The sequence below is a fragment of the Pseudoxanthomonas sp. GW835-FHT14C01 genome (assembly GCF_058793715.1).
Genome location: NZ_JBXAGB010000001.1, coordinates 311,374 through 323,687 on the forward strand (window position 1 = coordinate 311,374; position 12,314 = coordinate 323,687).

14 protein-coding genes and 1 tRNA gene are annotated in these 12,314 nt (G+C 67.4%); 4 read left to right on the top strand and 11 right to left on the bottom strand.

The window, feature by feature from the left end; genetic code table 11:
* Positions 1-18: 18 nt before the first annotated feature.
* Both AC1Q5B_RS01430 and AC1Q5B_RS01435 read left to right on the top strand, forming a co-directional pair.
* A complete protein-coding gene (locus AC1Q5B_RS01430; protein WP_492629962.1) occupies positions 19-1,053 on the top strand; it encodes an SDR family oxidoreductase in 1,035 nt (344 codons plus the stop codon).
* 108 nt (positions 1,054-1,161) lie between these two features.
* Positions 1,162-1,896, top strand: a complete 735-nt coding sequence (locus AC1Q5B_RS01435) for a polysaccharide deacetylase family protein (protein ID WP_492629963.1) — start codon at positions 1,162-1,164, stop codon at positions 1,894-1,896.
* A 223-nt stretch (positions 1,897-2,119) separates the two neighbouring features.
* Here the strand turns inward: AC1Q5B_RS01435 and arsH are convergent, their stop codons facing one another.
* From arsH to AC1Q5B_RS01485, 10 genes are all read right to left on the bottom strand, one after another.
* On the bottom strand, positions 2,120-2,839 hold the full coding sequence (gene arsH, locus AC1Q5B_RS01440; protein ID WP_492629964.1) for an arsenical resistance protein ArsH: 720 nt from the start codon (positions 2,837-2,839) through the stop codon (positions 2,120-2,122).
* On the bottom strand, positions 2,832-3,479 hold the full coding sequence (locus AC1Q5B_RS01445) for an aquaporin (protein WP_492629965.1): 648 nt from the start codon (positions 3,477-3,479) through the stop codon (positions 2,832-2,834). Before AC1Q5B_RS01445 ends, arsH begins: the two co-directional genes overlap by 8 nt.
* Positions 3,476-3,979, bottom strand: coding sequence for an arsenate reductase ArsC (locus AC1Q5B_RS01450; RefSeq protein ID WP_492629966.1), 504 nt, complete (start codon positions 3,977-3,979; stop codon positions 3,476-3,478). The genes AC1Q5B_RS01445 and AC1Q5B_RS01450 overlap by 4 nt, the downstream gene beginning before the upstream one ends.
* Positions 3,980-4,000: 21 nt before the next feature.
* Complete coding sequence (locus AC1Q5B_RS01455; RefSeq protein WP_492629967.1) at positions 4,001-4,321, bottom strand: ArsR/SmtB family transcription factor; 321 nt, start codon at positions 4,319-4,321, stop codon at positions 4,001-4,003.
* A gap of 284 nt (positions 4,322-4,605) precedes the next feature.
* Positions 4,606-4,681 (bottom strand) — tRNA-Thr (locus tag AC1Q5B_RS01460).
* Positions 4,682-4,694: 13 nt separating this feature from the next.
* Positions 4,695-5,354: an SPOR domain-containing protein gene (locus AC1Q5B_RS01465; protein ID WP_492629968.1), complete on the bottom strand. Its 660-nt coding sequence runs from the start codon at positions 5,352-5,354 to the stop codon at positions 4,695-4,697.
* Positions 5,355-5,373: 19 nt separating this feature from the next.
* Positions 5,374-6,123, bottom strand: a complete 750-nt coding sequence (locus AC1Q5B_RS01470; RefSeq protein ID WP_492629969.1) for a type III pantothenate kinase — start codon at positions 6,121-6,123, stop codon at positions 5,374-5,376.
* Entirely contained in the window at positions 6,120-7,088 is a 969-nt protein-coding gene (birA, locus tag AC1Q5B_RS01475) for a bifunctional biotin--[acetyl-CoA-carboxylase] ligase/biotin operon repressor BirA (protein ID WP_492629970.1), read from the bottom strand. The genes AC1Q5B_RS01470 and birA overlap by 4 nt, the downstream gene beginning before the upstream one ends.
* Positions 7,085-7,711: a glycerol-3-phosphate 1-O-acyltransferase PlsY gene (gene plsY / locus AC1Q5B_RS01480; RefSeq protein ID WP_492629971.1), complete on the bottom strand. Its 627-nt coding sequence runs from the start codon at positions 7,709-7,711 to the stop codon at positions 7,085-7,087. The genes birA and plsY overlap by 4 nt, the downstream gene beginning before the upstream one ends.
* A gap of 30 nt (positions 7,712-7,741) precedes the next feature.
* Positions 7,742-9,553 carry a DegV family protein gene (locus AC1Q5B_RS01485; protein WP_492629972.1) on the bottom strand — a complete coding sequence of 604 codons (1,812 nt, stop codon included), beginning with the start codon at positions 9,551-9,553 and terminating at the stop codon, positions 7,742-7,744.
* A 192-nt stretch (positions 9,554-9,745) separates the two neighbouring features.
* On the opposite strand from AC1Q5B_RS01485, the gene AC1Q5B_RS01490 reads away from it, so the two are divergent.
* Positions 9,746-10,069 carry a hypothetical protein gene (locus tag AC1Q5B_RS01490; protein WP_492629973.1) on the top strand — a complete coding sequence of 108 codons (324 nt, stop codon included), beginning with the start codon at positions 9,746-9,748 and terminating at the stop codon, positions 10,067-10,069.
* Positions 10,070-10,153: 84 nt separating this feature from the next.
* Positions 10,154-10,849: a M90 family metallopeptidase gene (locus AC1Q5B_RS01495; protein ID WP_492630929.1), complete on the top strand. Its 696-nt coding sequence runs from the start codon at positions 10,154-10,156 to the stop codon at positions 10,847-10,849.
* 1 nt (position 10,850) lies between these two features.
* On the opposite strand, the gene AC1Q5B_RS01500 is transcribed toward AC1Q5B_RS01495, so the two are convergent.
* Positions 10,851-12,305 carry an ATP-binding protein gene (locus AC1Q5B_RS01500; RefSeq protein WP_492629974.1) on the bottom strand — a complete coding sequence of 485 codons (1,455 nt, stop codon included), beginning with the start codon at positions 12,303-12,305 and terminating at the stop codon, positions 10,851-10,853.
* Between the last annotated feature and the right edge of the window lie 9 nt (positions 12,306-12,314).

Sequence of the window (12,314 nt, forward strand, 5' to 3'; positions counted from 1 at the left end):
CAGTAAGGCGATCCGCTCATGAACCCTCAACGCGTGCTGGTGACCGGTGGCTCCGGCTTCATCGCCGGGCATTGCATCCTCCAGCTCCTAGACCAGGGCTATCTCGTCCGCACCACGATCCGCTCGCTCGCGAAGGAAGCGGAGGTGCGAGCTGTCCTTACGGAGGCTGACATGACACATGGAGATAGGCTGAGTTTCGCGGCCGCCGATCTCACCCGGGATGAGGGATGGATGCAAGCCGCTTCCGATATTGATTTCGTCCTCCACGTCGCCTCCCCAGTGCAACCTGGTCCGGTGGCGAACGAGGACGACGTTATCATCCCAGCCCGTGAAGGTGCTCTGCGCGTGCTGCGCGCTGCGCGGGATGCCGGGGTGAAACGCGTCGTACTGACCTCGGCATTTCATGCCGTCGGCTGGGGACACCCCCGTCGTAGCGAGGCATTCACGGAGAGCGACTGGACGGTGATCAATGGCCCCGGCGTGGATGCCTACGGCAAAAGCAAGACGCTGGCCGAACGGGCCGCTTGGGACTTCGTTGCTGCTGCCGAAGGCTCGATGCAGCTCACGACGATGCTGCCCGTTGCGGTCATGGGCCCGGTCCTGGGCAAGGATATCTCGGGTTCGAACCACCTGATCCAGCACTTGCTCGAGGGCAAGATACCCGCCCTTCCCGACCTGTACATCCCGATCGTCGATGTTCGCGACGTGGCCAGCGCGCACATCCTGGCGATGACCCATCCTCACGCCCCGGGCGAGCGTTTCCTGTTGTCGAACGGCTCGGCCCTGCCGATGAAGAAGATCGCCTCCCTCATCAAAACCAGTCTGGGTGACGCAGCTGGCAAAGTGCCCTCCCGCTCGATACCGAGTTTCCTGCTTCGCATCATGTCGCTGTTCAGGGCCGAAGTCCGCTTGATCGCCCCTGATCTCGGCTACGCCAAGAAGACCTCTAACGACAAGGCACGCAGCGTACTCGGCTGGACGGCGCGCAAGCCATCCGAGGCGATCATCTCGGCAGCGGAAAGTATGGTCAGAAAAGGCCTGGTCGAGGCATGACGCCTCGACCTATGACATGACGTTATGCATCCCTCGATGCCCGGACTTGCAGGCCTCGCAGATCCCCCTCTCGAAGAATTGCTAGATTACCTCCCATTGAAGACCCTCATGAACAGACTGATCGCAGCATTCCTTGTGCCACTTCTCGCCACTGGCTGCACGCAGCCAAAAACGGCTACGGATCTGGAGCAAGGCGCGCACGGTCACGCCGACGCCACGGACGTCAAGTACATCGCGCTCACATATGACGACGGCCCACACGCCAAGGCCACACCAGCGCTGCTCGACGTCCTGAGAGAAAACAATGCCAAGGCGACGTTCTTCGTCCTCGGAAGCCTGATCGCCGACAACGGCCAACTCATCAAGCGGATGGATTCCGAGGGACACGAACTCGGCAACCACACCATCAATCATCCGATCCTGACGATCCTCAACCGCGAAACGCTTCGCGCTGAAATCAAGAACGCGAGCTCGGAACTGAGCGCTGTAACCGGGAAGGCGCCTACGCTGCTTCGACCACCCCGGGCAGCATTCAATGCCAACGTCCAGGCCGTAGCGCGCGAGAACGGCCTGGCCATTGCCCTATTCGACATCTACCCTAACGACAGCATGCCTTGGAACAACGCCCGGGACATCAGCGAGACTATCGTCTCGGAGGCCAAGGACGGCAGCATTGTCTTCCTTCACGATACCTCAGCGCGTTCTGTCGATGCGACGGAACTCGCGATTCGCGGACTTTCAAGCAGAGGTTTCCGCTTCGTCACGCTCTCTGAGCTGATCAAGCGGCGCGGGCCCATTAAGCCCGGCGCTGTGTACAAGAACGGTTATGTTGTAGAGCCATGATGGCGAGACATTCCGATTGCGCCCGTTGGGTGAAGCGCGCTTGCAGACAGGATGGCGTGCCAGATTAAGTAACGACGAGATGTCAGGAGGATGATGCGTCAACCTGGAGTGATCGCAGAGATCATCAAGAATCACACTAGACCGGCGTAATGGTAGAAGTCGGCTTTCGGGCCAGAAGCGGACATGGGCGCCGACCAGGCAGATCGGCGGGCCACTTCCATCCCTAGATGGCGCGGAGGGTGACCCGCTTGGCAAGCTCTTCCGCGCTTTCCTTCCGTTCGCTATAGCGATCAACCAGGTAGGGCGAGACGTCGCGGGTAAGCAGCGTGAATTTCATTAGCTCTTCCATGACGTCCACGACGCGGTCGTAGAACGCGGAGGGCTTCATGCGCCCATCTTCATCGAACTCGCTGAACGCCTTTGCGACAGAGGACTGGTTGGGGATCGTGATCATGCGCATCCAACGTCCAAGCACGCGAAGCTGATTCACCGCATTGAAGGACTGCGAACCGCCAGAGACTTGCATGACGGCCAGCGTCTTGCCCTGAGTTGGTCGCACGGAGCCTTGAGAGAGCGGAATCCAGTCGATCTGCGCCTTCATGATGCCGCTCATGGAACCGTGTCGCTCGGGTGAGCTCCAGACCATTCCCTCCGACCACTGCACCAGTTGCCGCAGTTCCTGCACCTTCGGATGCGTGTCGGGCTCTGCATCTGGAAGGGGCAGGCCTGTCGGATCGAAGAGCCGGGTCTCTGCGCCCATTGCCTGCAGTAGTCGGGCCGCCTCCAGCGCGAGCAACTTGCTGTATGACCTCTTCCTCAAAGATCCGTAGAGCAGGAGGATCCGCGGGGCATGCGTAGCAAGTGCGGTTGGGGATAGACGGTCAACCTCGGGCAAATGGAACAGCTCGGCCGCGATGTTGGGAAGATCGCCCAGATTAGACATGAGGCTTTCCAAATAGCTTGTGGATCGTGGCGCCCAGGGCTGCCCCAATGACCTGCGCCACAACGAAGGCGGGCACGTCGCCTGGCGAAATGCCGGCGAAGCTGTCACTGAGCATGCGGCCGAAGGCTGCAGCAGGATTCGCGAATGAAGTCGATGAGGTGAACCAATAGGCCGCACCGATGTAGGCAGCCACCATCACGGCCACACGGGACGCAGGTGCCCGGAGCACAACCAACAGCAAACCTGCTGTTGCAACGATCTCGCCCAGCCATTGACCCGCGCCGGTCCGCACCTTCGTGGAGAACGCCAGGATCGGAAGATCGAACATGGCGTTCGCCATCAAAGCACCGCACACCGCGCCCGCGAGCTGGAACACGATATATGCCGGCAACAGGGCCTTGGGCAGTTCACCACGCGCCGCCATGACGGCGCTGACTGCGGGATTCATGTGCGCGCCACTGATCGAACCGAACACCTCAATGAGGACGTAGAGGCCGCCGACCGTTGCCAGCGTGTTGGCCAGCAAGGCAACGGCATCGTTTCCATCCGCGAGGCGCTCGGCCATGATCCCGGAGCCCACCACCGTCACCAGCAGCAGGCCCGTGGCCAAGAACTCGGCAAAGAGGCGCTGGCGGATCATTCCGCGCCGACGCGCCCGATCTCCCCCAGCTTTGCCTGTGCGGCCAGACGGTCGAGGCTTTGCAGCGGCAGGGATAGCAGTAGCTCGATACGGCGGCGCAGTGTGGCGAACGCTGCGGTATAGGCTCGACGACGGTCTTCTTCATCGCCCGTGGCGGCTACCGGGTCGGGTACACCCCAGTGCGCGAGTGCAGGCTGGCCCAGCCATACCGGGCACGCCTCTCCCGCAGCGTTGTCGCAAACCGTAATGACGATGTCCATCTCGGGTGCACCTTCCACGGCGAACTCGTCCCAGTTTTTGCTGCGCACCTGGCTGGCGTCATAGCCGATGGCCTCGGCAAGCTCCCGCGCCATCGGCTGGACGTGGCCGCTGGGACGACTGCCGGCGCTATAGGCCTTGAACCGGCCGTGGCCCAGCACGTTGAGGATTGCCTCGGCCATGATGCTGCGCGCGGAGTTGCCGGTGCACAGGAACAGCACGTTGTAGGTCTTTTCGGTCATGTCGTATCTCTGGAATGCGGGTCAACGGAGCTTTTTCTTGACTGCCGGCACGCAGGACTTCCCGCCGCAGCAGTTCTCCGTCAGGAAGCCGATCAGACCGTTCATGCGGTCGTAGTCGGCACGTATCCGGATGACCCGTCCTTCCCGCTCGTCAGTGACCAGCCCAGCGGCGCGCAACTGGTTCAGATGCGCCGTAAGGGTGGCAGGCGGCAAATCGAGCTGATCGCGCAACTCGCCAACGGCCATACCACTCGGGCCTGCTTGTACAAGAGCGCGGTAGGCGGCAAGCCGATGGTCGTGCGCGAGCGCACGAAGCGCTTGAACGGTCTGGGGCGTATCCATACTTCTATATTTCCGGAATATTAGAAGTATTGCAACCCATCATTGCAGCTAGATGACCGCTTCGGGTCGATAACTGCCGCGCTGAGCGCTGAAGCGTCCTGCCCACCGGCTATTACCTTCATGCCAGAGAAATCGTGATGGGCGCTGGGGACACTCCTACGTTCCATCGATCGAATGCATGGCACAGAGCTGGACATCCTCGGACCAAGCCCAACAAAAAAGCCCGCATCTCTGCGGGCTTCTTCTGGATCCTGGACTTGCCTGGATGCCATGGAACAACAAGATGGTGCCGCTTATCCGAATCGAACGGATGACCTACCGCTTACAAGGCGGTTGCTCTACCAGCTGAGCTAAAGCGGCGTGGGGCGCAATTCTAGCGCAGCGCGGCGCATTCGAGCGGCTGGGGTGCGCCACTGGACGCGGCGCGCGCGATCACGGCCTGATCCACGCCATCCGCTGCGCCGGCATCCAGCCACCACAGGCCGGGACCGGCGCGGCCCACGGGTTGCAGCTGCGCAGCGAAGCCCGCCGCCTGCAGCTGCGCGAGACGCCGCTCTGCCGCCTCGCGGCTGCGGTAGCGCCCCAGGGCGATGCCGTTCGCCTGTTCGCCTTGGCGCACGACCAGGAAATCGTCGAAGCCTGCTGCCCCGATGCGCGCGGCCGTGGCCTGCGCGTCCTCCAGCGACGCGGCCGGCGCGATCACCACCTGGTATCCACTGGCGCTGATGCCGGGGACTTCGCGCAGGCGCACGCGCATCAGCTGGGCTGCCGTAGCGGCCTGCGCCTGGGCCGCGGCGGCCTGGCTGGTGTACGGACCCAGGCTGAAGCAGACCGCGATGCTCGCAGGCGGCGTCATGTCGGCCGTGCGGAAAGGCGTGGTCGCGGTCGCGGCTTCGTCCACCAGTTGCAGCCGCGCGACACCGGAGGGCAACGCGGGCTCGGGATCGGGCGTCGTGATCGGCCGGCCCAGCCACCAGGCGGCGGCACCGAGGTTCAACACGACCAGCAGGACGATCAGGGCACGGATCAGCATGCCACGATTCTAGCCGGGCTCATGCGCCCGCACCGAGCTGCGCCCAGATCGCCAACCCCTCCAGTACCAGGGTCGGCACCCGTTCGCCTTCGTGCAGGTGCAGTGCCAGCGATGCGGCACCGCCGCCGTGCAGCAGCAGCGCCGGCCGCTGGCCCAGCATGGCGTGTGCCTGCTGCAGGCTGCGTTCGATCAGGCCAAGGGCTGCGCCATCGCATCCTGAGGCCAGCGCATCGGCCGTGTCGGAGGCGAACTCGACATAGTCGCCACCCTGTGCGGGCAGTTGGACGGCGGCGTCATGCAGGGCGTCGCGCATCAGGCGCGGCGACGGCGCGATGCGGCCGCCGTGATGGCGACCCTGCGCGTCGATCAGGTCGATGGTCACCGCCGTGCCCACGCCCACCACCAGCCACGGCCGCTGGCCGCGCCGATGCGCGGCCAGCAGCGCCAGGAAGCGGTCGACCCCCATTCGCGCAGGCTCGCGATAGGCGATGCGCACGCCGGCCAATGCCGTCTGCGTGCGTGCGATGGAGAGGACGCCGAAGCGCGTGGTCAGCCAGTCCACGACCGTCGCCGTGCGCACCGGCGAGGCCACGCTGGCGAGCACAGCGGTCGACGCCTCGCCTGTCGCTGCCGTCGACACCGTCGCATCGAGCGCCGCAACGACCCCTTCGTCATAGGCAAAGGCTCGCATCTCGCCCAACGTGCCGTCGGCCCGCAGCGGCGCGCACTTCACCCGCGAATTGCCCAGATCGAACACCCACTGCGTCATGTCGCCCTCACGCTGACCTCACCGGCGTGGACCAGACGCACGGCCTGCCCCACCTTCACCCGCAATGCGCCATCGTCGCCGATGCCGTCGGCCACGCCGTGCTCGTCACCCTGGGTGCCGTGCACGGTGACGGCACGCCCCGCGAGCACGTCCAGCGCGGCGTACCGCGCGAGGAAAGACGCAAGACCTTCGCGATCGAACTGTTCCAGCGCCGGCAACAACGCATCCAGCAGCTGCGCCGCCAACGTGTTGCGCGACGGCAGGGCGCCGGCCAGGCCCATCAGATCCGTCCACGCCTGATCGATGGTGGTGGCGATCGGCGCCGGCATGCGCACGTTCACGCCGATGCCGATCACCGCACGCACCGGCCCACCATGTTCGCCCCCGCCTTCCACCAGAATGCCGCCGAGCTTGCGGCCGTGCGCGAGCAGGTCGTTGGGCCACTTCACGCCCACCGCGCCGTAGCCGGCCTGCCGCAAGGCCTCCGCTACCGCCACGCCGACGACCAGACTCAGGCCGCCCAGGCGTGCGAGGCCACCGGAGAACTGCCGCGACAGCGACAGGTAGAGATTCGACGCGATCGGCGATGCCCATTGCCGGCCGCGACGGCCTCGGCCGCCGGTCTGCTGCTCGGCGAGCAAGACTTCCACGCCCTGTTCGGGCGCCCTGCGCCGGAGCAGCTCGCTGTTGGTCGAATCCAGCGACCAGGCCACGCCGAGCGATGAAAGCGCGGCCGCCGTCGCGGGTTGCAGGTGCGCGCGGATGCGGTCCGGTTCCAGCAGTTCGACAGGCTCGGCGAGCGCGTAGCCGCGCCCCGCCTGCGCATCGATGCGCACGCCGCCTTCGCGCAGGGACTCGATGCGTTTCCACATCGCGGCACGCGTCAGGCCGGCGTCGCGCGCCAGCGCATCGCCGGACACCGGACCTTCGATCAGCCGCTGCAACAGGTCGCGCTCGCCGCTCATGCGCGGCGGCGCCAGAGGCGGACGCGCTCGAAGCGCGATTCCGTGCCGTCGCGCAGGCGCCCGACGTTCGCCCGATGGGTGAACAGCACCAGCAGCGCGGCGGCGACGGCGAATCCCTGGGCGGCGCGATCGACCTGCATCCACCACGCCAACGGCACCAGGCAGGCGGTGGCGACGATCGACGCCAGCCCGACATAGCCCGTCGCGACCAGCACGCCCACCCACACCGCGAACAGCGGCAGCAGCGCCATCGGCCACAGCACGGCCACGCCGCCCAGCAGCGTGCCGACGCCCTTGCCGCCGCGGAAACCGTGCCACACCGGCCAGACATGGCCCATCGCGGCCACGAACGCCGCCAGGAATCCCAGCGCGCGAGGCGCGAGGGGGCCGTCCAGCGGCGCGAATCGCAGCGCCAGCCAGGCCACCAGCGCGCCCTTGCCGATGTCGATGAGCACCACGCCGAGCGCGAACGTCGCGCCCTGGGTGCGGAAGGCATTGGTGCCACCGGCATTGCCGCTGCCCAGCGTGCGGATGTCCACGCCGCGCAGGCGGCCCAGCGTGAGGCTGCCCGATACGGATCCGATCAGGTAGGCGAACAGCAACAGCAGGGAGGCGGTCAGCATGCCGCCATTATGGGCCACGCCCTCGCTGGCTCAGGCATCGGAGGCCGGCTGCACCGCCACGATCAGCGCCCCCTGCCCGGCATGCGCGCCGATGGCCGCACCGGTGTCCACCAGCCGGTCCTCGCTGATCGACACGCGCGCACGCAGGGCCTGCAACAGACGCTCGGCTTCGGCACGCGCATCGCAGTGCCCGACGATCAGTCGCCAGCGCTGTGCCGCATCGAGCTGGCGCACGACCCGCTGCGCAAACACCTCGGGCGCCCGCCGCCGCGTGAGCAGCAGGCCGGCGACGACCATGCGACCGTCCGCACTCATCTTCGCCATCGGCGTCAGCGCGCTGAGCCTGGCGATCGGCGCCGCCCAGCGCGGAATCCGTCCGCCGCGCACGGCATGGGAAATGTCGGGCGCGATGGCCCACATCCGCGTCAGCGGACGCAGGCGCTCCAGTTCGGCCACCACCTCGGCCTCGTCGCGCCCTTCCGCCGCCAGTTCGCCGGCACGCCACACCAGCAGCGCCTGGCCGCACGCGGCGTTGACCGTGTCGAAGACGCGTACGCGCCTCCCCGGATCGCGCGCCGCCGCGTGTTCGCCGGACTGCAACGTGCCCGACAGCGCGCGCGACAGGCCCACGTAAAGCACGCGCGCATGGTGCGCGAGCGACAGTTCGAACTGCCGGCGGAAATCGCCCGGTGGGGGCTGGCTGGTACGCGGCAGTTGCCTCGAGGACGCCATGCGCCGGTAGAACTCGGCCGTCGACAGGCCGATCTTGTCGAGATAGTCGCGGCCATCCAGGTCCACGCGCGCCGGCACCACGCCGATCGCGTAGCGCTCGGCGACGTCGTCCGGCAGATCGGCGGCGCTGTCGGTCACCACCACCAGTGGCTGAGGCGCCGCCGCGACCGCCTGCTGGCGGATCATGTCGTCGGCCTTCATGCTTTCCACGCGTCCCTGCTGCGCACAGGCGTCGAACAGCGCCTGCGGCGACGCGGTGTGGGCATGCACGCGCAGACGCGAAGCGCCGCCAGCGATGACGATGGAATCCGCGCCGATCGCCTCCAGCGCCACGCGCAGGCGGTCGCGATCCAGCGCGTCGCCCAGCAGGAGGCATTCGGTGCACCAGCGGCGACCGGGATCGATCTCGTGGTCGTGGACGACGGGACCGCCCGCATCGTTGGCAGCCGCCGGCGCACCGGTCCGCATGCGTACCGCGCGCGGCCCGCCTTCGACGAATTCGGCGATGCCTTCGAGCAGATCGACGAAGCCCTGCGCGCCAGCGTCCACCACGCCGGCCTTCTGCAGCAGCGCCATCTGGCGTGGCGTGTCCGCCAGGGCGCGGCGGGCCCGGATCAGCGCCCGGGTGAAGCCGCTGCGCGGGTCGGACGCGCTGTCCGCCGCCGCGTCCAGCTCGTCGGCGAACGCGCTGATGACGCTCAGGATGGTGCCTTCGACCGGCTGGGCCAGCGCCTGGCGCGCGCTCTGCGCACCCTGGCGCACGGCAGCGGCCAGCGACCGCACATCCAGCTCCGGAAGGGGGCGCACACGCTCGGCCACCCCGTGGAGAAACTGCGCCAGGATGGCCCCCGAGTTGCCGCGCGCGCCATCGATCGCATCGTTGCCGACCCGGTCGAGCAGATCGCCGGCGTGCTGGCTGGGCTGGCTGAGCGCGCCGTTGAGCACGCTGCCCAGCGTCGACGCCAGGTTGTTGCCGGTATCCCCGTCGGCCACCGGAAACACGTTGATGCGATTCAACCCGTCCCGTGCAGCGATGACCCGGCGCGCCCCGGCGATCAGCGCCAGACGAAGGGCGGGGGCAGTGAGGGGACGGTCGGGCGGCGTCGGCATGGCGCGAGTCTGCCGCAAGCCCGGGCACTCGCCTGCTGCGACGCAGCAGCCCGTCGCCGCTTTCCCACGATCCGTCGCCATGGACCGGCGTTTCGTCGCACGGGGCCGGCGGATCCGTGCCGGTCGCCGCCAATCCGGCTATAGTCAGCGACGTCATCTGGCCGCTGTAACCGACCGACAGGAGTCCTTCCGATGCTTCGCGCCAGCCTTGCCCTGCTGCTCCTCGTTGCCTCGGCGGCCGTGTTCGCCCAGAACGGGCGCGGCATCGCCAACGGCACCACCGGCACCTGCCAGGACGTCGCCGACCGCGCGGTCGCCGAGCGTCCGGCCGACGCCGTGCCGACCGCGTCGGATGCGCGCCGCGCGCGCGCCACCGCCGTGCGCAGCAAGTACGGCGCACCGGCCTCCCTGACCTCGCCCGGCACCACCCGCGGTGGCGGCGATGACGACGACACCCCGCTGCCGCGCAACCGCGGCTCGAAGTGGCACAGCTTCCTGCCGGGCATGTTCCGCTGACGCGGACGGCAGCACCTGGTGATCGGACTGTTGCGCCGCCTGCGGCGCCCTTCCCCATCGATTGAAGACGCCCTCTGGCAACGCGTGCGCGCCGCTACCCCCTGGGTAGCGCCATTGGACGAGGCACGCGCTCAGCGCCTGCGTGCGCTGACGGCGCGCTTCCTGCACCAGAAGACCATCACCCCGCTGGCCGGCCTGAGCCTGGACGACGCGCAGCGTACGCAGCTGGCTGCGCTGTGCTGCCTGCCGCTGCTCGAATACGGTGAGGCCGGCCTGCGCGGCTGGTCGCAATTGATCGTCTATCCGGACGCCTTCCGCGTGCAGCGCACGCACACCGACGCTGCGGGCGTTCTGCACGAATGGGAAGACGATCTGGCCGGCGAAGCCTGGGACCAGGGACCGCTGATCCTGTCCTGGGCCGACGTGCAGGCCGACATCGCCGAACCGGACGCCGGCTTTTGCGTGGCCGTCCATGAGATGGCGCACAAGCTGGACGTGCTGGACGGCGAACTCGACGGTACGCCGCCGTTGCCGGATGCTTGGCATGGCCGCTGGGCGCGCGACTTCCAGCGCGCCTACGACGACTTCTGCATGCAGGTCGACTTGGGCCGCGAGACCGCCATCGACCCGTACGCGGCGGAAGCGCCCGAGGAATTCTTCGCAGTGGCCACCGAGTACCACTTCTCCGCCCCCGACGTGCTGGCGGCGTCCATGCCGGACGTGGCGGCGCACCTTCGCCGCTTTTACGGCCCGTCGCCGATGGCCGGCGCCACGGGCTGAGTCACAGCCCCGGCGGCAGGCGCACTTCGAAGCGCGCGCCGCCCAGCTCTTCCGAGCGACGCACCTGCAGCTCGCCCCGGTAGTCGCGGATCAGGTCCTGCACGATCGACAGCCCGATGCCATGCCCCTGCACGCGCTCGTCGCCGCGCACGCCACGCTGGAGCACCTTCGCCACATCCTCCTCGGCGATGCCCGGGCCGTCGTCATCCACTGCGATGAAGACGCCTGGGCGCCGCTGGGGCGCCGTCGCGCCGACGGTGACCGTCAGCAGCACGCGGGAACGCGCCCACTTGAAGGCGTTTTCCAGCAGGTTGCCCATCAGCTCCTGCAGGTCGCCGGTCTCGCCATGGAAACGGGCGCGCGGGTCGATCTCGAATTCGCAGATCACGCCCTTGGCCGCGTACACCTTCTCCAGCCCGCGCACGATCTCCTCGGCATGCGGCTCGATGGGCACGGCTGCGGAGAACAGCTTGTGACCGCTCGATGCCGCACGCGCCAACTGGTACGACACCAGGTTGTTCATGCGCTTGAGCTGCACATCCAGTTCTTCCCGCAACGCCTGCGGATCGCCGCCGCCACTGTCCAGCTGCGTACGCAGTACCGCGATCGGCGTCTTCAGGCTGTGGGCCAGATCGGCCAGCGTGTTGCGCTGCCGCTCCAGGTTCTCGCGCTCGCTCTCGATGAACGCGTTGATGCTGTCCGTGAGCGGTTCGAGTTCGCGCGGATGGCTTTCGGTCATGCCCGACAGTTCGCCGCGCTGCACGCGGCTGAGTTCGAAGATCACCCGCCGCAGCGGTCGCAGGCTCCAACGCAGCACCAGCATCTGCAGCAGCAGCAGGATCACGCCGGCACCGCCCAGGTAGACCCACAACGAACCGCGGAACACGCGGATCTGCGCGCTCAGCGCCTGCGCGTCTTCGAAGATGTAGATGCTGTACGGAATCTCGGGATGCTGATGGGTCGCCGGCCATGCATACCCCACGCCGTACCGGTAGGCCTCACTCTCGCTGCCGTCGGCGCGGCGGATCGGCAACGGCCCCTCGAACGACTCCTCCAGGGCGCCCAGCATCCGCGGCACGGGCAGTTCCGGACCCAGTGTGGAATTCGACCCCCACGGCGGCACGCCACGCAGCACCACCTGCGCATACATGCCGCTGTCGGGCATGTCGAAGCGCGGGTCGGGTGTGTTGTAGGGAGGAATCAGCGTGCCGTTGCGGCCGAACTCCACCTTGTCGGTGTAGTACAGCGCGTAGCTCTTCAGGCGCTGCCGCAGGTTGTCTTCGGCAGTGTCGACGAAGGCCCGGTCCAGCGCGTACCCGGCGAGGGCCAGGAAGGCCAGCAAGGCGAGGCTGGCCGCCAGCAGCTGGCGGGCACGCAGCGAGCGTGGCCGCCAGCCGTCGAACCGGTCACGGCCGACGGGAGCGGATGTCGCGGCGCCGGAGGGTGGCGCGGGCATCAAGTGCAG

Excerpts from the sequence above, each read along its gene's own strand:
- AC1Q5B_RS01430 (WP_492629962.1), top strand. The coding sequence starts at position 19 with ATGAACCCTCAACGCGTGCTGGTGACCGGTGGCTCCGGCTTCATCGCC.
- AC1Q5B_RS01435 (WP_492629963.1), top strand. The coding sequence starts at position 1,162 with ATGAACAGACTGATCGCAGCATTCCTTGTGCCACTTCTCGCCACTGGC.
- arsH (WP_492629964.1), bottom strand. The coding sequence starts at position 2,839 with ATGTCTAATCTGGGCGATCTTCCCAACATCGCGGCCGAGCTGTTCCAT.
- AC1Q5B_RS01445 (WP_492629965.1), bottom strand. The coding sequence starts at position 3,479 with ATGATCCGCCAGCGCCTCTTTGCCGAGTTCTTGGCCACGGGCCTGCTG.
- AC1Q5B_RS01450 (WP_492629966.1), bottom strand. The coding sequence starts at position 3,979 with ATGACCGAAAAGACCTACAACGTGCTGTTCCTGTGCACCGGCAACTCC.
- AC1Q5B_RS01455 (WP_492629967.1), bottom strand. The coding sequence starts at position 4,321 with ATGGATACGCCCCAGACCGTTCAAGCGCTTCGTGCGCTCGCGCACGAC.
- AC1Q5B_RS01465 (WP_492629968.1), bottom strand. The coding sequence starts at position 5,354 with ATGCTGATCCGTGCCCTGATCGTCCTGCTGGTCGTGTTGAACCTCGGT.
- AC1Q5B_RS01470 (WP_492629969.1), bottom strand. The coding sequence starts at position 6,123 with ATGACGCAGTGGGTGTTCGATCTGGGCAATTCGCGGGTGAAGTGCGCG.
- birA (WP_492629970.1), bottom strand. The coding sequence starts at position 7,088 with ATGAGCGGCGAGCGCGACCTGTTGCAGCGGCTGATCGAAGGTCCGGTG.
- plsY (WP_492629971.1), bottom strand. The coding sequence starts at position 7,711 with ATGCTGACCGCCTCCCTGCTGTTGCTGTTCGCCTACCTGATCGGATCC.
- AC1Q5B_RS01485 (WP_492629972.1), bottom strand. The coding sequence starts at position 9,553 with ATGCCGACGCCGCCCGACCGTCCCCTCACTGCCCCCGCCCTTCGTCTG.
- AC1Q5B_RS01490 (WP_492629973.1), top strand. The coding sequence starts at position 9,746 with ATGCTTCGCGCCAGCCTTGCCCTGCTGCTCCTCGTTGCCTCGGCGGCC.
- AC1Q5B_RS01500 (WP_492629974.1), bottom strand. The coding sequence starts at position 12,305 with ATGCCCGCGCCACCCTCCGGCGCCGCGACATCCGCTCCCGTCGGCCGT.